This window comes from Pseudoalteromonas mucoides (assembly GCF_049257175.1).
In the GTDB taxonomy this organism is placed as follows: Bacteria; Pseudomonadota; Gammaproteobacteria; order Enterobacterales; family Alteromonadaceae; genus Pseudoalteromonas.
Window position 1 is genome coordinate 50,160 of record NZ_JBMMUC010000010.1, and the last position, 22,279, is coordinate 72,438.

18 protein-coding genes are annotated in these 22,279 nt (G+C 39.0%); 10 read left to right on the forward strand and 8 right to left on the reverse strand.

Annotated elements, in window-relative coordinates:
- Positions 1–185: 185 nt before the first annotated feature.
- A complete protein-coding gene (locus AAEU30_RS12275) occupies positions 186–761 on the forward strand; it encodes a transposase (RefSeq protein ID WP_421960746.1) in 576 nt (191 codons plus the stop codon).
- 99 nt (positions 762–860) lie between these two features.
- Here AAEU30_RS12275 and AAEU30_RS12280 read toward each other — a convergent pair whose 3' ends face one another.
- Complete coding sequence (locus tag AAEU30_RS12280) at positions 861–3,020, reverse strand: S46 family peptidase (RefSeq protein ID WP_421960747.1); 2,160 nt, start codon at positions 3,018–3,020, stop codon at positions 861–863.
- A 213-nt stretch (positions 3,021–3,233) separates the two neighbouring features.
- Between AAEU30_RS12280 and AAEU30_RS12285 the strand changes: the two genes are divergently transcribed.
- Positions 3,234–4,031 carry a glycosyltransferase family 25 protein gene (locus tag AAEU30_RS12285; protein WP_421960748.1) on the forward strand — a complete coding sequence of 266 codons (798 nt, stop codon included), beginning with the start codon at positions 3,234–3,236 and terminating at the stop codon, positions 4,029–4,031.
- Positions 4,032–4,052: 21 nt separating this feature from the next.
- On the opposite strand, the gene AAEU30_RS12290 is transcribed toward AAEU30_RS12285, so the two are convergent.
- Positions 4,053–5,837 (reverse strand): M61 family metallopeptidase, encoded by a 1,785-nt coding sequence (locus tag AAEU30_RS12290; RefSeq protein WP_421960749.1) that lies wholly within the window; start codon positions 5,835–5,837, stop codon positions 4,053–4,055.
- A 193-nt stretch (positions 5,838–6,030) separates the two neighbouring features.
- Between AAEU30_RS12290 and AAEU30_RS12295 the strand changes: the two genes are divergently transcribed.
- The 6 genes from AAEU30_RS12295 to AAEU30_RS12320 all read left to right on the forward strand — a co-directional run bounded on the left by AAEU30_RS12295 (position 6,031) and on the right by AAEU30_RS12320 (position 13,125).
- Positions 6,031–7,581, forward strand: a complete 1,551-nt coding sequence (locus tag AAEU30_RS12295; protein ID WP_421960750.1) for a diguanylate cyclase — start codon at positions 6,031–6,033, stop codon at positions 7,579–7,581.
- Positions 7,582–7,620: 39 nt separating this feature from the next.
- On the forward strand, positions 7,621–8,964 hold the full coding sequence (gene ppnN / locus AAEU30_RS12300) for a nucleotide 5'-monophosphate nucleosidase PpnN (protein WP_421960751.1): 1,344 nt from the start codon (positions 7,621–7,623) through the stop codon (positions 8,962–8,964).
- 10 nt (positions 8,965–8,974) lie between these two features.
- Positions 8,975–9,757 carry a flap endonuclease Xni gene (gene xni, locus AAEU30_RS12305; RefSeq protein ID WP_421960752.1) on the forward strand — a complete coding sequence of 261 codons (783 nt, stop codon included), beginning with the start codon at positions 8,975–8,977 and terminating at the stop codon, positions 9,755–9,757.
- Between the two features lie 99 nt (positions 9,758–9,856).
- On the forward strand, positions 9,857–10,240 hold the full coding sequence (locus AAEU30_RS12310) for a DUF3192 domain-containing protein (RefSeq protein ID WP_421960753.1): 384 nt from the start codon (positions 9,857–9,859) through the stop codon (positions 10,238–10,240).
- An 8-nt stretch (positions 10,241–10,248) separates the two neighbouring features.
- Complete coding sequence (locus tag AAEU30_RS12315; RefSeq protein ID WP_421960754.1) at positions 10,249–11,937, forward strand: hypothetical protein; 1,689 nt, start codon at positions 10,249–10,251, stop codon at positions 11,935–11,937.
- Positions 11,938–12,117: 180 nt separating this feature from the next.
- Positions 12,118–13,125, forward strand: a complete 1,008-nt coding sequence (locus tag AAEU30_RS12320; RefSeq protein ID WP_421960755.1) for an isocitrate dehydrogenase — start codon at positions 12,118–12,120, stop codon at positions 13,123–13,125.
- A gap of 65 nt (positions 13,126–13,190) precedes the next feature.
- On the opposite strand, the gene AAEU30_RS12325 is transcribed toward AAEU30_RS12320, so the two are convergent.
- Positions 13,191–16,169, reverse strand: a complete 2,979-nt coding sequence (locus AAEU30_RS12325; protein ID WP_498049585.1) for an immune inhibitor A domain-containing protein — start codon at positions 16,167–16,169, stop codon at positions 13,191–13,193.
- Positions 16,170–16,677: 508 nt separating this feature from the next.
- Here AAEU30_RS12325 and AAEU30_RS12330 point away from each other — a divergent pair.
- The gene (locus AAEU30_RS12330; RefSeq protein ID WP_421960757.1) at positions 16,678–18,402 is read left to right on the forward strand and encodes an acetolactate synthase 3 large subunit; all 1,725 of its coding nucleotides are present in this window, start codon (positions 16,678–16,680) and stop codon (positions 18,400–18,402) included.
- Complete coding sequence (gene ilvN / locus AAEU30_RS12335) at positions 18,402–18,899, forward strand: acetolactate synthase small subunit (protein ID WP_087531526.1); 498 nt, start codon at positions 18,402–18,404, stop codon at positions 18,897–18,899. Before AAEU30_RS12330 ends, ilvN begins: the two co-directional genes overlap by 1 nt.
- Before the next feature lie 65 nt (positions 18,900–18,964).
- Here the strand turns inward: ilvN and AAEU30_RS12340 are convergent, their stop codons facing one another.
- The 5 genes from AAEU30_RS12340 to AAEU30_RS12360 all read right to left on the reverse strand — a co-directional run bounded on the left by AAEU30_RS12340 (position 18,965) and on the right by AAEU30_RS12360 (position 22,272).
- Positions 18,965–19,240, reverse strand: coding sequence for an HU family DNA-binding protein (locus AAEU30_RS12340; RefSeq protein ID WP_087531527.1), 276 nt, complete (start codon positions 19,238–19,240; stop codon positions 18,965–18,967).
- A 207-nt stretch (positions 19,241–19,447) separates the two neighbouring features.
- The gene (locus tag AAEU30_RS12345) at positions 19,448–19,981 is read right to left on the reverse strand and encodes a DUF3833 domain-containing protein (RefSeq protein ID WP_421960758.1); all 534 of its coding nucleotides are present in this window, start codon (positions 19,979–19,981) and stop codon (positions 19,448–19,450) included.
- Complete coding sequence (locus AAEU30_RS12350; RefSeq protein ID WP_421960759.1) at positions 19,981–20,475, reverse strand: chalcone isomerase family protein; 495 nt, start codon at positions 20,473–20,475, stop codon at positions 19,981–19,983. Before AAEU30_RS12350 ends, AAEU30_RS12345 begins: the two co-directional genes overlap by 1 nt.
- 35 nt (positions 20,476–20,510) lie before the next feature.
- The gene (locus AAEU30_RS12355; RefSeq protein WP_421960760.1) at positions 20,511–20,978 is read right to left on the reverse strand and encodes a DUF2878 domain-containing protein; all 468 of its coding nucleotides are present in this window, start codon (positions 20,976–20,978) and stop codon (positions 20,511–20,513) included.
- A gap of 28 nt (positions 20,979–21,006) precedes the next feature.
- Entirely contained in the window at positions 21,007–22,272 is a 1,266-nt protein-coding gene (locus AAEU30_RS12360; RefSeq protein ID WP_421960761.1) for a class I SAM-dependent methyltransferase, read from the reverse strand.
- Positions 22,273–22,279 lie beyond the last annotated feature (7 nt).

Sequence of the window (22,279 nt, forward strand, 5' to 3'; positions counted from 1 at the left end):
GATTTGCTATTAATCATTGCTGGGCACAAAAAGTAACGCCGATAATTTAGCGGTATTGACAGGTCCCAGCTTGTATCGCTTCACCTCAATAAAAAGTGGTGTTTGATTTCAACAAGCATCAATATTACTTCATTTTGGAAAAAAGTAATAACTGATATTGGCTTTGATAGCAAAGCTAACAACGAATGGCGCGGAGACTTGAAGCACTTGAGCAAGACTTACGTCGCGAAGAAAATCGTTATGAAGCTGTTGGTTTCTCTGGTGCATCTACTCGAGTTACTCAGTCAATTGAAGATATGATAACTGTACTAAAAACTGAGATAGTCGAGCTAAAAAATGACATTGATGAGCATATTGACAGACACCCGAAATTAAAAAAGAACCGCCAACTGCTTCAAAGTATCAAAGGTGTTGGAGAGGTGATATCACGTATAATGGTGTCCTTGCTGGCATGTAAACACTTTAAAAATGCCAAGCAGTTAGCGTGTTACTTAGGCTTAATACCTAAGCTTAATGAGTCAGGTAAACGGACTGGAAAAACAACCTTAAGCAAAGAAGGCCCTGGGTATATAAGGGCTAAATTGTATATGGCTGCTGTAGTCGCTGTACAACATAATCCGGATATAAAAGCCCAAAATAAGCGATTAGTGGGGCAAGGTAAAACAAAAATGCAGGCTATTGGTGCTGCAATGAGAAAGCTGACACATATCTGCTTTGGTGTTGTAAAGAATCAAACTGAATATCAGTCTCAAGCTACTTAAAGAAAGCTTGAGGCTGATTAGAAGAGATGGTATCTACGTAAGAACCAAAAAAGGCGCTTCCAGTTAAGGTAAGCGCCCTCTGATTATTTTTTCTATTACTTATTTTACGATTTTCATTTCGTCTAATAAGTTTTGTGCGTTATCAACTTTGTCCATGACCCATAGCATATAGCGAGAATCAACGTGGATTGAACGGTTAAGTGCAGGATTGTAATCCCAATCACCAATGATACTCTCGTATACACCGTCAAACAGTAAACCTACCAGCTCTGCGTTGCCATTAAGCGTTGGCGAGCCTGAGTTACCACCGGTAGTATCAACATTTGATAAAAAGTTAACCGGCACTGTATTCATGCCACCAGTGTAGTCACCATATAATTTAGCTTTGATCTGCTTTTGCAAATCCTCAGGCGCATTAAAAGGTTCAACATTGGTGTTTTTAGCAAGTAAGCCTTCAAGTGAAGTAAATGGAGTTGCTACTAATCCATCCTGTGGAGAGTAACCTCCTACCGTACCATACGTTACACGAAGCGTGCTGTTTGCATCTGCGTACACAGGCTTATTTTGTGCTTTATTATAAGCAATAATGGCGGCCATCAATTGTGGACGTGCAGCTTGTAGTTTACCAGCGAGTGCTTTGTCTTTATCTTCTTGTGCTTTCATTACATTGAAGATTGCATCAGCATATTGAATAAACGGATCATTACTTGTCTTAATTTGCGAAAATGATTGCTCAGCCAATTTTAAACGTGTGTCTTCATCATTAAGTGATGATTGAGCATACATGTTATCCAGTAATGCAGCGTGCTTTGCTTTATCAAAACCATTTTCTAATTTAAACGCTTTATCAACCTGAGCGAAGCGCTCTTGCTTAGGTAGTGCGGCATAAAGCTCTAAAAAGTGCAGTAAGATTGCTTTATCAACACTCTCGTCAAAGCGACGCGTCATGCGTTTTAAGCCAGCTTCAAGCCTTGGCATATCACGCTCTTGAAAACCCGACTCACGCTCACTATTTGGTTTTTGCTTTTCATACGCTAAACGGTATAAACGACGAGCCGTACTGATCATTTGTGAGCGATGTACATAGCCTAACATGCGATCGCGTTCGTTATGCTCTTGTGACTGCTCAACTAATGACGAAAGTTCAACCAATACGCTGCCGTATTGCTTCTTCAGTTTACGATCGTTATTGATCCAGTTTGTTAAGTCTTGTTCAAACTGCTTTTTACGCTCATACATAGTGCCTTTATTAAAGCTTTCGATCATTGAGCCGTAGTTTTTAATGTAATTGTTATAGCCTGCAATAGTGCTTTCATAAGCAATGCGGGCTTTACTGCCATCTTCAGAGTTTTCTTCAATTAACGATACATATTTACTATTGTGAGTACGCGCTTTTGGGTAACTAGTATTAAATACGTAATCAACCTCTGCGGCAATGCGATAACGGTTTGTACGTCCTGGGTAACCCGTAACCATGACAAAGTCGCCTTCTTGAACACCTTTAGCACTCACACTCAAATAAGAGTCTGGTACGTAAGGTACGTTATCTTCGCTGTACTCAGCCGGTTTACCATCTTTACCAACATAAGCACGATAAAAGGCAAAATCCCCAGTGTGGCGTGGCCACATCCAGTTATCTATATCACCACCGTATTTACCTACGCCCATCGCTGGTGTATAGGCTAAACGAACATCTTTAATTTCGAGTGATTTTATTAAGTAAAACTCTAAACCACCATGAAATGAATACACATTACAACGGTAGTTGTCATCTGCTTCACACTCAGCAACAAGTTGTTTTTCATTTTTTTCAAGAGCGTCGTAACGTGCTTTAGCGCTAAGCTTTTCAGTGCCTTTAATCACTTTGTCAGTCACGTTTGTTACGGTTTCTGTTACATAAACACGAGAGCCTGGGGCTGCGGGTAAATCATCTGAGGCTTTTTTAGCTAAAAAGCCCTTTTCTAGAATATTATTCTCTGGTGTTGAATTGTATTGAATCGAACCATAAGCACAGTGATGGTTAGTTACCACTAAGCCTTTAGGTGATACAAACGATGCAGTACAGCCACCAAGGCTGATCACCGCATTCATTGGGAACTCAGTTAATTTTGAGATTGATTTTGCATCAATCTCGAGACCTTTCGCTTTTAATACAGATTCAAGCTCTGGTAATTGATGTGGCTGCCACATGCCCTCATCAGCAAATGAAGTACCTGTAAATGCCAAAGCACACAGTGCAATAAAAGGTTTTAAACGCATGAAATTTCATCCTTTTTGTTATTTATAAATTAGGTTACGCGTGAATAGTTAGGAGGGTCAATATTTCTGCGACCAAAGAAGGCGTTATAGTGTAACAAAATGTATAAACACTTTGCACATGCTGAACTTTTAACTTAACAGCAAATGCTGCAATCAAATTGTCATCATTAATAGCTAAAATTTGAATAATTATTAAGAAAAAAGCAGCCAACGATGCCTACTATTTTTGTGATCAACCTTGAACGTTCACCTGAGCGATTAGCAAACAGCCAGCGACAATTAGCCGCACATGGGCTAAGTTTTGAGTGTATAGATGCAATTGATGGGGCAACGCTTACGCCAGCACAAAGAGAAATTAATTACAGTCCTAGCCTCAATAAGAAAAAATATCACTACCCGCTCAGTGCTGGGCAAATCGGCTGTTATTTAAGTCATCGTAAAGCGTGGCAAACTATTGTTGATAGGCAGCTTGATTACGCTATTGTGCTTGAAGATGATTTTATCTTAAAAAATGATCTCACCCATACAATCAAAAATATTGAACAAGCAACAATAGATTGGCAGTTGATAAAATTATCTGCTTATCAAAACAGAAGCCGCTCTATTGCCTACCAAGTTCCTTTACAGCATCACCAACACTTAGTGATCCATAAAAAGTTGATGACTGGCTGTTGCGCTACTGCAATAAGTTTTGGCGGAGCCAAACAATTACTAGCAGCGACTGAAAAATTTGGCCGCCCTGTTGATTGTGACTTACAATATATATGGGAAACTAAAGTAGCGGGCTATTCGTTAATGCCTTATCCGTTTGCTCAAAACTGTGAACAAGTTAGTGATATTAAAGCACGTAGTGCGGCCGGTGTTAAAAAATCATTTTTCGCACGCAAAAATCAGCAATTAACCAGTGCTATAAACAATCACTTTGCTACGGCTGCATTTATTAAAAAGACGAAACGCACTTTTCACACCCCTAAAAGTAAAAAAGGAGCCGTAGCTCCTTTTTACTCATAACCTAGAGTCACTAAATAGTATTTATTTTTTAGCGAGCTTTGGGTGTTCAACACCCATCCATGCTTTAAATAATGCCATTTGCTGCTCATTGGCATTTTTAAGCGCCACTACCTTTTTAGCTTTATCAAAGTCTTCACTGAGCACTAATGTCGTACTGTGTAGTTCATCACGACGAATGTAATCAATCGTTACTTTGTCACCGGCTTTGAATGTCTCTAACGATGCTTTTAAGTCTTTTCCAACATGCTTTTTATTGATAGCAACGATTTTATCATCGGTAGTCAAACCAGCCTGCCATGCTGCGCCACCACGAAGAACATGAGTAAGGGTAAGTAGCTCACCAGTATTTTTAGCAAAGCTGTCAAAACTTGCCACAGACTTTGCACCTTCAGGACGAGCAAGCTCTAACCCTACTTTTGCTAACAGCGCATCAAAATCTATCGCTGCAGGGCTATCCACATTCGTTGCCCACCAATCGCTATAGTCCCGCCCAGTTAAGTCTTTTAAGATAGCTTTAACATTCGCTGCGGTGAAACCATGTGGCATTTTATAATCTTTATACAGGGCACGATGAACATCTCGGTAACTTTGTTGACCGTTGCTTTGATCGAGTAAATCTATATCAAGCGCCATAGAAATTAACGCGCCTTCTAAATAAATATTGGTGCTGTAATTACGCGCATGGTCACCACCTTGATTGATCCACTTATCAAAACTCGTTTCAGTGGCACTTTGTACTTCTCGTCCTGGTGTTTGTAAATGACGGTTAACGGTTTTGGTTAAGGTTTTAAAAAACTCATCGGTGGTTGAAATACCCGCACGAACCATTAAATGATCTTCAAAATAACTGGTAGAGCCTTCTGCAATCCAGAGTAATTTATCAAAGTTCATATTCGTGTAATCATAAGGTACCAACCCTTCTGGTCGATAGGCTTTAACATTCCAGGTATGAATAAACTCATGAGCTGCTGTTGAAATAAATGCAAGGTAATCTTCGCGTGAGCCAAAACGATTACGCGGGCGCTGAATAATTGTCGAGTTTAAGTGCTCAGTTGCACCACCAGCACCCGATGTAGCATGTACCATAAATACATAACGCTCATACGGGTAGTCATCCCAAATTACGTTGCCTGTAGTAACGAGCTTTTTTAAGTCTTTAAGCATAAGGTCAACATCATAATTACCCTCGCCCCAAATAACTAACTCGTAATCTCGGCCATCTACCTCAAATTTATGAAATTGGTTAATACCTGTTTCGATTGGCGAATCGACTAGAACATCGTAATCAGCGGCTTTAAAACTATGCTTTGAACCATTGTTTTCCATACCTGACACCGAGCGCCAATCATCAGGCACTGCAACCTTTACGCTAACAGGCTCTTGGCGAAATGATTCGCTGAACATAAAAAAGCCTGACGCATCAATGAATGCATGGCTATCATCAATATGGCGAGCGCGCTTACCTAACTCATTAGCATAGACTTGGTAATCGATATTCACGCTTGTTGGATCGTTTAAATGGACACGCCATGTGCTGGCATTAATTTTTTCCCAGTTAAGTGCTTTGCCATCATCATCTTTCGCTGAAAAATAACGCACGCCATTCGCTAGATTTAAAATTTCATAACGTCCAGTTCGCCATGCTGGTAGCTTTACGTCTAAATGGGCTTGAGCAGTTTGTGGGAATTCAACACTGACATTACCTAGATGGTGCTCGGGCTCAGTAATCGCTAATGAATAATTTACATCAGCAATGGCTGAATGTGACAAGACTGCAGCTACTGACAAAGCTAAAAACTTTTTCATAAAAACTCTTAATATTTATAATTTATTACTGCTGAGATTAACAACGATAGAAAAAAATGTGAATTAAAAGCGACAAAACTCAGGTCTTGTAAGGTCGATGAATAAAAATCAACATCAAATGCTAAGTTTTTGACTTGATAACTACATTTGTGCCAATTTTGTTGTAAACTTAATGATATAGACGATTTAATCAATGGCGGTAACTTTAGTGTCAGAAAAGCTCGATGTTTTAAATAAAAAACTAAAACAAGCCATTGATACACGTATGGTACTTGAAAACGCGCGAAAGCATCAGGTGGATACGTTATCAAACTTAACAGCTAAGCTTTCTCTAAGCTGTAAAGGGATGGATATTGAACTTGATAACCGCTTAGCTAAATTTAGAAGTGCACTTTCAAAAGGTGTCGACTTTGAAAATTTCGCCCCCCTAATTGATGAAATTTTAGCTCTATTAAAAACCCAAGAAGTGCAACAAACAACGCAACAGCGAGAGTTACATAACAGCGTATTAGATGCAGGGAAACTATTACAAAAAACTAAGGGTTTACCTGACGCTACCCGAAGAACTTTGCGCCACCTGCTAGATCATGAATTAAATAATGTTCAAGCAACCAACGACTTTATCCCTATTTTAAATCAACTTGTTGCAATTTATCATCAAGCACTCAATGTAAAGCTCACTTTATGTAAGGATCAGCTTGGCACAAGCCAACCAGGCTTAGCAAAAGAGTTATTAACCCTTGCTAATGACTTAGTGTTTGAAGATGAAGCCGCAGATCAAGTAAAAGCCATTAAAAACAGAATCTCAGTAACAGACTCAATTGATGACTTACTTAATGCAGCCATTGAGATTATTCGCATTATTGCTAGCAATATCAGTAAAGAGCGTCAGTCAGCTCAAAGCTTTTTGGTTTCATTAAATCAAACCCTTGAAGAATTACATCATTCCATTGTTGCAACGAGTAAGCACTCTGAATCCATGGGGGCAGAATTTGATGCGCTTAATAAACGCATTGAGAATAAAATTAATAACCTGACGACGCAAACACAAGATGCAACATCAATTTCCTCCTTAAAAGCGTTAGTTGATAATGAATTAAAATCACTTAGCAAAGATTTAATTGAAAAAGAGCGCTTAGAGCAAGAAGACAGACAAGCGTTAATAAAAAGCTTTAACGATATAAATCAACGCGTAGGTAATTTAGAAGGCAAACTATCAAAATACAAAAAACGCCTACACGAACAACGTTTCAAAAGCCTGCTCGATGGCTTAACAAAGCTGCCTAATCGAGCTGCATTTGATGAACGATTTAACCACGAGTTTCATTTATTTGCGGTGCAAGAATTTGATGTGACTTTGGTTGTGATTGATGTTGATCACTTTAAATCAATAAATGATCGATATGGCCATAGCGCCGGAGATAAAACACTGCAAGTCATCGCCAAAGCATTACAGATGTCGATACGCAAATCAGATTTTATTGCGCGATACGGCGGTGAGGAATTTGTATTACTTATGCCAGGAATGTCACTTGAGCACGCGAGTGCGCCGCTTGAGAAACTGCGTAAAGCGGTAAAAGGTATCCCCTTTAAATTTAAAAGTAAAAATGTTGAAATAACTATTTCAATCGGTGCGACCCAATTTAAAAAAGGCGACACTCCTTTAGGGGCTTTTGACCGTGCCGATGATGCGCTTTACAAAGCAAAGAAAACAGGTCGTGATAGGTTATGTATTAATAAATAACAACGACTTAACCAAGCAGTTACAGCAAGGAATTTGCCTATGTTAATACAGTTAAACCCGACAGGTGTGTTAGATTTACTGTCGCAATTAGAAGTTGATTTATTAGAGCAATCCTCAGCCAGTGAGCGTTACAAGCTTTTTAGAAATTGCGCCTTGGCCGTTTTAAATGTTGGCAGTCATACTGATTCAAGCCTAGAAATTTATAACAAATACGAAGACTTTGATATCCGTTTGCTAAGTCGTGAACGCGGTATTAAAATTGAACTAGAAAACCCGCCTGCCACAGCATTTGTTGATGGCGAAATTATTGCCGGTATTCATGAGCACATTTTTTCTGTTATTCGCGATATTCTCTTTATCTGTCAAAAATATGAAAAAGATCTTACCGAGCAAAAAACCATTACCCATATGGTGTTTGACATGCTACGTAATGCGGGGGCATTAAGGGTTAATAGCGAACCGAGTATGATTGTGTGTTGGGGTGGTCACTCGATTAACGAAGTTGAATACAAATACACTAAGCAGGTCGGATACGAGTTAGGTTTACGAGGTTTAAATATATGTACCGGCTGCGGTCCCGGTGCGATGAAAGGCCCTATGAAAGGGGCAACAATTGGTCATGCAAAACAACGTAATACAAATAACCGATATTTAGGGTTAACAGAGCCAAGCATTATCGCTGCTGAGCCACCTAACCCTATTGTTAACGAGTTAGTGATACTACCCGATATAGAAAAACGCTTAGAAGCATTCATCCGAACAGCCCACGCCATTATCATCTTCCCTGGGGGTGCAGGTACTGCTGAGGAACTGCTCTATTTATTAGGTATTTTATTACACCCAGATAACCAAAAACAATCGTTACCGGTTATTCTCACTGGTCCTAAAGAAAGTGAAAGTTATTTTACTGAATTGTGTAAATTCATTGAGCTGACATTAGGCCATGAAGCATTAACGAAATTTGAAGTAATCATCGACGACCCACAATTAGTGGGTGTCAAACTAAAGTCAGCTATGGCTAATGTTCGCGATTACCGTAAAAGCCAAGGTGATGCTTATTACTTTAATTGGACTTTAAAAATAGATAATGATTTTCAACAACCCTTTGCCCCAACCCACGAAAATATGGCAGGGTTAGATTTGCATTTAAATCAGCCAAAACAAATTTTAGCCGCTAATTTACGTCGCGCATTTTCTGGTATCGTGGCAGGGAATGTTAAAGATGAAGGTATTCAAGCAATTAAAAACCATGGTCGATTTGTGCTCAGTGGCGAACCTGCATTAATGAAAGATATGGATAAATTACTCCAAGCGTTCGTCGAGCAAGGTCGAATGAAATTACCAGGGAGTAAATATATTCCTTGTTACGAAATAAAAGCTTAAAAGGTTATATGTGTCCGGACAATTACTTTTAATAGATGCGCTAAATTTAATAAGGCGCATCTATGCAGTTGATAGTAACCAAAACAAAGGTAGCGAAGAGCAAATGATTATGACCTGCTGCCAACGCGTTGCACAGGCTTGCCAAAAACTCATTCGCTCGTCGCAAGCAACCCACGCCATTGCGGTATTCGATGGTGATAGAAGTTGGCGTTATCACTATTACCCACAATATAAAAATAGCCGTTCACCAATGCCCCAAACACTCAAAGATAATTTAACCAAATTTAGTAAAGCAATTGAGGAAACCGGCATTGTTGTATTTACCCCTGAAAATGATGAAGCCGATGATATAATTGCAACACTTGCTTTTAAAGCCGCAAAGCACCGCGTATCAAGCACTATCGTTTCAACCGATAAGGGGTTTTTGCCTGCATTAAGTCGCACGATTCATATTTATGACTATTTTAAAAAAGACTACATAGAGCAACAAAGCATCCTCGCTAGATTTAATGTAGAGCAACACAGATTGGTCGACTTTTGGGCGCTTGCTGGCGATAAAACCAATGACATTCCTGGCGTAAAAGGAATTGGCAGCAAAAGTGCGCAGGAGATCATTAATAAACACCAAGATATTACCCAAGCCCTCGATGATGACACTCTCTCTGCAGCTATTCGTAACAAGCTAAGTACAGGAATGGAAATGTTTATTATATCAAAACAACTTGTTAGCTTACGAACAGATATCCATTTAGGCTTTAGTTTAAAGCAATTAAGACTCAATTTATCGCATTAACATAGCTGTTAGTAGCGGCTAGGCGTATACTTGATCACAGAACTTATCTTCATACGATCAATGTAGTGGCGCAGATGTGTCAGACTTTAAGAGAGTAAAATGTTTAAAAAGGTTTTTCGTTACATCATACTAGGCCTAGGTGTTTATGCACTTATAGCCACTTTAGTGATTACCTTTTATAAAGATGATCCTCAGGCTATGATTTGGCAAGACAGAGAAGCATTTAACAAACGTTTTATTGCAAAGTTGAGTATTGAACAACCGACAAATTTAAATCATGTACTAGATGATTTAGGCAGCCCTGATCTAACTTATGCAAAACGCGCCGACGATAACGTATGGCAAGTTATTTTTTATCGCACTCAGCATGTAAAGTCTGACGGCATTACCACTATGGATGAGTGTACTGGGTTACTATTTAAAAATGGTGAGCTAATTTTATGGGGACCAAGTGCTTATGAAACCTATATGCGCCAGGGTTGATTAACTTAATGCAAAATTCATCTTCTGAGCAACTCATTTCCCTATATGAAAAAACGCATCAATTATTACGTTTATATAATGATAAAGAGCAATGGCCTCACGCTTACCCACTATTGAATCAGCTGGCTGAGCAATATTATCTGCTCTATAAAACAAACCCAAACGCCCTACAAGCGCAACTAAGTTTGTATGTTGAAAGTTATGGTTACACCACGAATTTAGTTGTTACTCAATGCACTCTGATCGCCGCTTTTTGTAAGAGCCTTAGTTATAACACACACGTATCTCAACTACTCATCTGTGTGTGTCTCACTAATTACCTATGCGTTCAAGTACAAACAAATAAATTAGCTAAACAACTAACACTCAATTTGCAGGAAAAAAAACAGTGGCAAGCGCGCCACCAATTAGCCATAAAGTTATTACAGACTGCAAAAGTAACCACCCCACACATAGCTCGTATATTGGCACCATTGAATAAATATAAACAAGCTTTATTGAGCACGCCCAAAATCATGATTTATGATGGTGCAACCACGCTTGTCGCACTGGCCAACATTATTGCTATGAACATTACTTGTCGTGATGCAAACGACCATGTAAGTCTATACAAAGCCGTTGCAGATATTTACGTACGTACACCAAATAATTTTGCCCAGCACGCATTAAAATCTCTGATTAGTGAAATTGGCCCTTACCTACCAGGCAGTATAGCTATATTTTCTGATCAGCAATTGATTTATGTGGGTAAAACTACTAATAATAAAACACTCATCGTTAACTTAAACGATGAGAAACGAGCTCGCTGGCATGCAATTTCTGGTAAAATTAATTGTCAAGACAAGCAGCGCCCAACGAAAGATAAACGTTTGATTTACGGCGTTTGGTTTAATGAACACCTTGCAGCCCCTGTAAACACGTCTGTCTATACCCACCAGCAAATTGTTTTATTAATTAGTCAGCTTAAAATCCAAAAAGAATATTCATATCGCGCACTAGAAAAACTGTTAAATAATCACACTGACACCATAAGCAATTTACGAGAAGCCGTTAAACCCTACAACAAAGAACACCTAGCAGGAAAAGATCTACGCCACTGCCTATCTATGGTGGGAATCGATAATGCACCAGCAATTATACAGCGAGTTCTTTTTCAGCAACTTGTACAAATACAAAACCATCCGTTGCAACAACACATACAAATTAGAACAGAAGCAATTATTAAAGTATTAGCATTGCTAGTAAGTAAACATACTAGTTTTCAATTTGAACAACTTGCATTACCGATTTATGCATATGTCGCCTATTTATTCGAGCACTGTAGTAACGCTTTAAGCCGTAAAACCATCAGTGAAGAAGAACCCAAAAGTGATATCAGTCGCCCTCTGGCATGGTTATTTGGTGTAGAAAGTCATAATAGTGAGCAATTATCAATTTCATTATTAAATTTAGTTGGTGACAATCCATGGACCCAACCTTTACTTGATGCTGAGCAGAGTAAAAAACAAAAGCTCAGTGTGGAATCCCAGTTGTGGGTAACGTTAAAACTCGTAATTTTTAATGTTTATCGACCTCAAGTAGCCCTTAGTAGTTGGCAAAAGCAAACTCTTAATGGTGTCTTAGAGAGTTTAGGATGGCAGAGCACTCAGCATTTTTATGCGCACTTGCCAGACTTAAATTTGTCATCTAGCGTCTGATGCCACCATATTATTAGACATATTGCCTATTTTAGCGGATTTTAGTGGAAATTTATTGAATAAATTGTTATAAAAGCCGCTTAAATTTTCATATTCATTCATGTAAATAAATCTAACAAGCAATCGCATAGCTCTTTGCGAATTATTTATGTGCATTTCTAACTTTAATAGGAAAACTTCATGGCTAAACAAACCATCACAGTGATCAAAGGCGACGGTATCGGTCCAAGTATTATTGACTCAGCTCTTGAGATCTTACAAGCCGCAGGATGCGATTTTGATTATGAATTCGTTGATGCTGGTCTAGCCGCGTTAGAAAAAACGGGTGAGTTATTACCGCAAGAGACAATTGAGACTATTGCACGTAATAAAATCACACTTAAAGGCCCGTTAACAACGCCTGTTGGTGAAGGTTTTACTTCAATTAACGTAACACTGCGCAAGCAGTTTGGTCTATACGCTAACGTACGCCCTGTTAAATCATTTGTTGGTACTAAAGCACGTTACGAAGACATTGATATCATAACAGTACGTGAAAACACCCAAGGTATGTACTCAGGCTTAGGTCAGGTGGTATCTGAAGACGGTAATGAAGCCCAAGCTATGTCAATGATCACGCGCGAAGGCGCAGAAAAGATCTTAACATTTGCTTATGAGCTTGCAGTACGTGAAGGCCGTAAAAAAGTAACAGCGGTACATAAAGCAAATATCTTAAAATCAACTTCAGGCTTATTCTTAAAAGTAGCCCGTGAAGTTGCTGAGCGCTACCCTGAGATTGAATCAACTGAAATGATCGTTGATGCAACGTGCATGAAACTTGTTATGAGCCCTGAAGAGTTTGATGTAATGGTCACTACAAACCTATTTGGTGATATCTTATCTGACTTATGTGCGGGTCTTGTAGGCGGTTTAGGAATGGCTCCTGGTGCTAACATTGGTGAAGATGCCGCTATCTTTGAAGCTGTACACGGCAGTGCTCCAGATATCGCAGGTAAAAACCTTGCGAACCCAACATCAGTTATTTTAGCATCTATCCAAATGCTTGAGCATTTAGAAATGGCTGATACAGCTGAACGTATTCGTAGCGCAGTTGCTGACGTTATTAAAACGGGTGACCGTACCACACGTGATTTAGGTGGTAGCCACGGTACAACCGACTTCACTCAAGCTGTGATTGATCGTCTATAATTTAAAACATCGTTTTGAATATAAAAAAGCCAGTTTTCACTGGCTTTTTTCTTACTAATTTCATGCTATTTTCTTCTTAAGCACACACCTAGCAAACCGAGTAATACCCAGCCTAATGAGCCGCCACTTGAACCTGAACTTGTAACTTGTTTTTGTACTGTGACCAATAAGGTAAATTCAGTTGTTTGCGCGCTTGTATCATCAGTAACAGTTAGCGTAACCGTATAACTACCAGCTTGCTGATAAGTATGGCTTGGGTTTGGTGTATCTGCTGTTTCGCTGTCACCAAAATCCCATAAATAACTATAAACTCCGTAACCACCGCGCGTATCACTGTTAAACACAACGGTTAAATCATTTGCAGAGTATTCTCCTTGTGAGATTAATGGCACCTCAGCTACTATATTTTTATTTAAAGTTACATGTTCACCTTGGCTATCTATGACACTTAGAGATAAAGCGTAATTACCGCTCAAGCCATAGTTATGAGACACTGATTTAGTGGTTGCTGTGTTTCCATCTCCGTAATCCCAAGCATAGCTGTATGGTGCTTGACCGCCAGCTACAACAGCCGTTGCAGTTAGTAGGCCTTGATCGATCTCGCTGTTAAGACTTGTGAGTTCTAATGGCTGGACTAGTGTAATAGTAACTTGTTCTTGAGTCGTTTCACCTAATTCAGTAGTGCGTGAAAAAATGATGTTATAGCTGCCATAGTCTGAAAATGTCACGCTTGGATTAAGCTCATTACTTTGTTGCTCGTCACCTAACTGCCAATGAAAGCTATCTGTGGGGCTCAGCTCCATTCCCTTAGATTCAAACGATACCGTTAAGTCATTCACTGAATACGTGATACCAGTTTGAGCACTGTAATTTAAGATAAATTCAACTTGTGAATTATCAGTAGCTTGATCAACTATAGAAAAACTAAAACCAAATGGGCTAAGTGCTACACCCGACTCGGGCTGCGCAGCAAAGCTATAATCAGATGTATCTTTAAATTCACTGATAGCTGTTAAGTGCTCATCGCCCAAACCTTGTCGCTGTGTGTACAAACTAAATGCAGCATCACGTACCTGAATACTTGTTGTTGCCGGTGTTTGCGTAGTGCCTTTTTTGATTGCATTTTGATCAGCATCAACCACAAGAATTAAGCCCTCACCTGCATGATCTGAGGTATTATTATTTTCATAACCAGTATTTGCTAACCATAATATTAAGCCCGGTGAATATTGCTCTGTTTGCAAACCACTATCAATGCCTTCGTAACTACGTAGCTGTAAATAGTAGTGCTCTGGAGTGTCATAAATATACTCACCGATACGGCTGAAACCATTGAGTATAAATGAGCTTTTCAGTTCTGCGTTATCTTGCCAGATTACATTAGCATCTTGACTTATTTTCATATCATCGACGACAAAACCATAGTATTCAACAAGGTTGTCTGTCACATACTTTATTGCAAGATCCACGCTTTGCCCGGCAAATTTAGAAAGATCAAAAATATGTTCCAGGTAATTATTTGGCTGTTGTGCATCAGGGTGAAATAATGAATCCCCTGTAATAAAATGCTGCACACTTGGGTAGTAAGCATTTATCTCAGAAGTGTATTGAGAAGCTATTGCTTGCCCATTAACAGTAACTTGAACGTAATCATATTCATTTTCAATACTATAATGCGCTTTTAGAGTGAGTAAGGTTTGCTTATCTGTCGCAGGAATTGTGATGCCCTGCTCCATTATATTATTTAGGTTATTACCTCTACCGGAGTAATATTGAAATTTTCCTTCTACAGGATGCTTAAATCTTTTTAATGTAGCAGGTAGCACAACTTTAACTTGGTTCAACAATGTATCAGTTCCACTGGCATGACTAATAACGTGGTTATTCATCTCATTCACTTCACTTAAATCTAACGTGAGCTGATTGAGCCAGTTTCCACTATAGCGGTTTTGCAAGTATTCCAGTGCATAAGGGCTGAACATAACTGGCTCTGAACCTTGTGGCGAGCCAGCCCAGCTACCACTTGACATAACTGACCAAGCAGCAACAGGTTCGCCAATATCAGTGTTTGTTAAGTCGTATTCATCTGGCAAACCTAAATCGTGACCAAACTCATGGACAACCACGCCAATACCCGCATCAATGGGGTTAATGGTGTAACCTAATAAATCAATGGGGCTGCTTGATAAATCTGTTGGCTGAAATTGTTCATTATAAACATAGAATCTATGGGACCATATAGCATCAGTTCCTAATATACCCCCACCGACTTCTTCACCAACACTCGAGTGGAAAATCATAACATGATCGATAATTCCATTAGGTTCATTGGTTATCCCATCGCCATCAATATCATCTAAGTCCGTTAAATCATATTCGCTTAAATCTATATCAAATTGGGTTACTGCTTTTTCTACGGCTTCTTTAACTAAACTAGGTGCATCAATATCTTTATCATCGCCTTGTCGTTCACCATAGGCCTTCGCGTTTTTATCCGCCCGCACCCAGCCATAAACTTGTCCTGTAAAGTTAAAACTATTGCCTGATGCTTGTTGGTAGTATTGATACGCACTATTTAAGGTTTGTCCGCTAGGTCCTTCATAACCGGATGTGGAGAACAGCATTTGTTGATAATGTTGCACATCATAGTCGTTATAATACATAGCTGTATCACTGATTTCTAAACCATTATCGTTATAAGGTAAATCGGGAAAATCAACTAAAATAGCCAACACTTTAACGGTTGTTTTTGTATCTGTAGGTAAAAGTGCTGAACTATATGCTTGTTGTTTAAATCTCGTTTGCGCAACTAGTCCAGCATGTTTTTTCACATATTTGGCAGCATGAATAGGAGTTGGTTTACCGATGAACTCAGTAACGGCATCATTTTTATCTGAGGACTCTACCAATTCGTTACGTTTTTCAAGCCAATAGAGAATGCGTTCTTTATTAACAACACCAATATCAGTTGGGCTCGATGAGTATGCTTTGGCATTAACGAAGCCTGTAAACAATGACAAAACAAGTGTGGCACTTAACTTTATATATTTCACAATGAACCCTGATTCATGCTTTTAATAATTTTTATAATAACAAAAAATAGACCGTACACATAACAGTAACATCTGCAGCAACAATCAAAAACACAAAACGCATAACTTCTGCTTTTTTTCAGTGATTTGAAATGCATTTTATTAAAAACAAAATCAAAAACAGAGAAAAAAGAAAAATTAATGCAGATCACACAATTTAATTGTTGACATTAGGTGTTAAAAGACTTAAAAATAAACTATTAAAATAAGTTATGATTTAGTTAAGTGTTATGTACATGCTTCGCTAATCTTTATAAATTAAAAGACACTTATAATGAAATATCAAATTCGCCTTTTTAACGTACTCGTACTGGTCTTAGTCTTAAGCCCAGTGGGGATGTATTGAAAAGTGAATTCGCTTTTTAAAAACCCCCGCCACAAACGGGGGTTTTTTTATGCTTTTAAATTAAATACCTTAGCTACTTTTAAGTAAGGGTCGATGGCACGCAGAGGAATGAGGATGAGTACACAACAATATAATGGATCTGAGCTAGTTGTTCAGTCATTAAAAGAATTAAAGGTAAAGTATATCTTTGGCTACCCTGGTGGGTCTGTTCTTGATTTATACGATGCCTTGTTTCAACAAGATGAAGTAGAGCATATTTTAGTCCGTCACGAACAAGCAGCAACACACATGGCCGATGGTTATGCCCGTGCTACTGGCGAAGTAGGCGTCGTTTTGGCAACCTCAGGTCCAGGCGCAACAAATTGCATTACAGGTATCGCAACCGCCTATATGGATTCAATCCCAATGGTGGTTTTATCTGGCCAAGTGCCGACGAGCTTAATTGGTGATGATGCTTTCCAAGAGACCGATATTGTTGGCTGCTCACGACCTATTGTAAAGCATAGCTTTAACTGTCGTAGTGCAGAAGAAATCCCAGCAATTATGGCAAAGGCCTTTTATATAGCCAGTACTGGGCGTCCAGGTCCGGTTGTCGTCGAGCTGCCAAAGGATATGCTTAATCCTGCACTTAAATATGATTTTAAATTCCCTGCAACGACTGACCTTCGTACCTATAACCCTAATACCAAAGGCCATTCTAAGCAAATTCGTAAAGCTGTCACTGCTATTTTAGAAGCTAAGAAATTAGTAATCTATTCTGGTGGCGGTATTGTTATCTCTAACACCTCAGAGCAGCTTACTCACTTAGTTGAATCTTTAAATGCACCTATCACCAATACATTAATGGGGCTTGGCGGTATTTCGGGCGTACACCCTAATTTTATTGGTATGTTAGGAATGCACGGCAGCCTAGAAGCAAATAAAGCAATGGCCAACGCCGATGTAATTTTAGCGCTGGGTGCGCGTTTTGATGATCGTGTAACAAATAACGTTAAAAAATTCTGCCCCAACGCGACCATTGTGCATGTAGATGTTGACCCTACATCTATTTCTAAAACAATTAAAGCACATATACCCGTTGTAGGTTGCTTAGCCACGGTACTTGAACAATTACAAACCGCCATAGATAAAAGCCCTATAAATATCGATCGCAGTGCACAAGAAGATTGGTGGCGACAAATTATCAGCTGGCGTGAGCAAAAGTGCCTAAGCTATAGTACCGAAGGTGATAAAATTAAGCCTCAAGCGGTTATTGAAGCCATTTATAAAGCAACGAACGGTGATGCCTATGTTAGCTCTGATGTTGGCCAGCATCAGATGTTTGCGGCTCAGTATTATCCATTCAAACACCCTAGACAATGGATCAACTCAGGTGGCTTAGGTACTATGGGCTTTGGCCTACCCGCGGCGATGGGTGTTAAACTGGCATTTCCTGATAAAGAGTCAATTTGTGTTACGGGTGATGGCTCAATTCAAATGAATATTCAAGAGCTCTCAACCTGCTTACAATATAACCTAGCAGTAAAAGTTGTATCGCTGAATAATCGTTCACTGGGCATGGTTCGTCAATGGCAAGATATGATGTATAACGGCAGACACTCGTCTTCTTACATGGAATCATTACCCGACTTTGTCAAACTGGCCGAAAGCTATGGGCATGTAGGTATTCGTGTCGATACGCTCGAAGAGTTACAACCTGCGATAGATAAAGCCATGTCTATCAATGACAAGTTAGTGTTTTTAGATATCTGTGTTGACGAAAAAGAACATGTCTACCCAATGCAAATTAAGCTCGGTGCTATAGATGAAATGTGGTTACGTAAAGGAGTTAAAGCATAATGCGACGTATATTATCAATCTTACTAGAAAATGAGCCTGGTTCACTATCACGTATTGTCGGCCTTTTCTCGCAACGTGCCTATAATATAGATAGCTTAACCGTTGGCACAACTGACGATCATTCATTATCCCGTATAACAATTACGACTATGGGTGATGATAGAATTGTCGAGCAGATCACCAAACAGGTGAATAAGCTCGTTGATGTGCTCAAGATAATCGACTTAACAGAAATGGCGCATATTGAACGTGAACTACTTTTAGTGAAAGTATTTGCGCAAGATGAAACAAAGCGCGCAGCGGTAACGCGTGTAGTGGATGTGTTTCAAGGTGCAATATTAGATATGGGCCGTAATAGTTATACATTACAGCTTGTTAGTAGTATTGATAAAATCGAATCATTTTTAGATACCTTGCGTCATGAGACTGATATTATCGAAGTGGTGCGATCTGGTGCTGTAGGTATTGGCCGAGGAGATAAAGCCTTAAAAGCTTAGTATTTATAAGCTTACAAAAAAAGGGCTAATTAGCCCTTTTTTTATTAATAAGATAAAAGTGCTTATTAAGGATTAACTTGATCTTTAAGACCTTTACCCGCTTTAAAGCTTGGGATAGTTGCCGCTGAAATTTGGATTTCCGCACCAGTTTGTGGGTTACGGCCAGTACGTGCTGCACGCTCTTTTACAGAGAAAGTACCAAAACCAACTAGTGCAACTGAATTACCTTCTTTTAAAGAATTCGTTACTGCGCCAGTGAATGCGTCAAGTGCGCGAGTTGCTGCTGCTTTAGAGATTTCTGCATCAGTAGCGATTTTTTCAACTAATTGAGCTTTATTCATTTGTTAAATTCCTATTCGTTATTATTTTGCCTTCGCAAAACCTATCTTTATGCATTTTTAAAGTATTGGCAACAGCAAATTGCCATTTTTGCTTAAATTCTTAAAAAATGGGTAAAATTTAAATAAATTGCCGATAAAAGTATGATTTTTCATTAATCAATACTGAATAAAGAGGCTTGAAAGCCGTTCAGTTTAGCAATTTCTGTATCATTCAACTTTTTCGATAACTAAGGTCACTTCCCCAACCTCAACGCCAAACTTATCAATAGCTGTGCGGTTAATCAAGCGAGATTGTGTTACCAAGTACATCCAATCATCAAAATCCACTTCTATTTCGCTATCATCCACTTCTAAAACTAGAGAATAAGTCCAATGAAACACACTGCCACTGCTTTTCCCTTGCGCTATACCCAATACATCACTGGCTGTACCCGTTAAGGTATTATCATCGTTTAGTGTAATGTGCCATACACGGCGCTGGGTTTCGCCATCGTCATAAACGAAGTCTTCTTCGATAGTGCCCTTGTTACCTTCCCAAGAGGCATTCATGTCAACAACGAGCTTTCGGGTTAACTCACCTTTATAGTCTTGCACAACACCATACGCTTTGAGTTTACCACTAAAGAATTGCTTAAAATTAAACTCAGGGCTTGTGCCTTGATAGTGTTCAACATCAGGCGCTGCACAACTGACCAATAAAAAACATAAAGTTAAAACAAATACCTTGTTTAAGTATTTCATTATTGCTCTCCTATGAGTTGTTTGCGCATTTGAGGTTGCGAGGTTTTAGGGGATAACCAAATTGCTAAAAAGTCGTTAGCAAAATTGGCATCATCGACACTGCCAAGTTTTTCTCCTTGATGGTAAAAAACACCCACTCCTTTTTTGTCAGTGATAAATGCAAGGGTTTCACCTTCTTTAATATCAGGCCATAGATTAAGTAGCAATTGATCAAATCGGCCAACTAGGTCAGTTTTACCCAGCTGTTGCCATTGTTCATTGGTGGCTTTTACAATGTCTTTGGCAGCAAAATCCCGTAAATAAGTGAGTGATAGTTTCATTGGGTGGTTCTCCGCTTCATAAACACCTGAGGGGGTGAAAAGTTTTGCATCGTATACATCCCAAAAGTAATACTCTAAGCGGCTCTCACCAACTGGTTTAAACTCAGTGGCTACTGCCGGCAACGAGAGAAATAAAATAGGGAAAAACAAAGTAGAGAGTAAATTTTTACGCATATTAGCTCCTTAAAACGGCTGCTACTGATGCAAACTTAATTATTGTGAGGCTTAGCTGGCGCAACATAGAGAGCAACTTTATTATTTACAAAAATAATAAAATTAAACATAGCCGCCCATGCTAAGCCGTAAACTAACCAAAAAAACCATAATGGTTCAGCGATTGTTATCACTTCAAATCGGGCACCAGCCCAATAGCTCATTGGCGCAAATAAAGCGCACACAGCAATAGCTGAGTACCACGGCAACCGCGCTATAAACTGCATAGATGTATTTATAGTCAGCAACAGCGCAGACCAAAGCAATACAAACCATAAAGGATATGGATGAGTGTTAAAACCAATGAGTTCAAGCTTCACCATCATGTACTCAAATAACAAGGCAATCATTAAGCCAATGACTAGAATTAAACTGTCACGTTTGATTTGCCTTGATAAATAGAGCATCAATCCAATAATACAGAGCACGGGGATAACAGCACTGTTCTCAAAAAGTAAGGCCAAAAACCATACCCCTTGAAACAGCAAAAAATTAATAACCGAGTGCAATGTCATCACTTGAATGGGTAAATCGAGGCTTACGTGCAACTAAGTGGACAGTACTCGTAACACGCGTTCTAAAAGCACCTTCGCAGTAGGCTAAATAAAATAACCATAATCGATAAAAACGTTGATCGAATTTTACTTTATCTATTTCAGGCCAGCTCGCGATGAATCGGGTACGCCAATCCGCTAAAGTCCGTGCATAATGAACACCAATGTCTTTAACGCTATGCACAACCATGTCAGACTGTTGCATAATTTGTTTGTTCATTTCATCAATGCATGGCAGACAACCACCTGGAAAAATATATTGCTGAATAAAATCAGAGTTTTTTAAGTAATGTTGATATCGTTGATCTGCAATAGTGATTGCTTGGATCAACATAGCACCTGAATCTTTAAGTAACTCATTACATTTTTTGAAAAAACTTGGTAAAAACTCGTGACCAACAGCCTCAATCATTTCAATCGATACAAGCTTGTCGAAACGCCCTTCTAGTAAGCGGTAATCTTGTTTTAACAACGTGATTTTTTCAGTTAAACCTAGCTGATTAATTTTCGCTTCAACATAAGCATGTTGCTCATCAGAAATAGTGGTGGTTGTTACATGACAGCCATAGTGAGTCGCTGCATAAATTGCGAAAGCGCCCCAACCAGTGCCAATTTCAATGACTGAATCACCTTGTTGTAAGTCGACCTGCTGGCAAATCAGATCTAATTTATGGCTTTGTGCTTGCTCTAATGTTGCATCTTTTGACGGGTATACCGCACTGGAGTACAACATTTCCGTACTTAAAAAAGAAGAATACAATTCATTGCCTAAATCGTAATGAGCAACAATATTCTTTTTAGATCCTGTTTCTGAATTTTTATTTTTTAAATGATTTAACCTAAAGTGAATGTTACTGAGGAAGGCAAATTTTTTCTCAAAAGCATCAAGTTGTGCCTGATTAATGGCAAAGATTTCGATAAGTTTGGTCAAGTCATCGCAATCCCAATGACCTAAAATATAAGATTCACCAGCTCCTACACTTCCGGATAGTGCAAAAGCTTTATACATTGCAACATTATTAACGTTTAGTTTTACTGCACGATGACTATCTGCTTTGTTACCAAAGTGAACAACATCATTGCTTTCTATCAAGGTAATATGGCCCTCTTCAATACTATTAAACGCGCCAAATACCAGCTTTTTATATATTTTTTGTAGCCAACTGTTGCTTTGGCTATTTGACAAACTGGATACTTTTTCCATTACATCA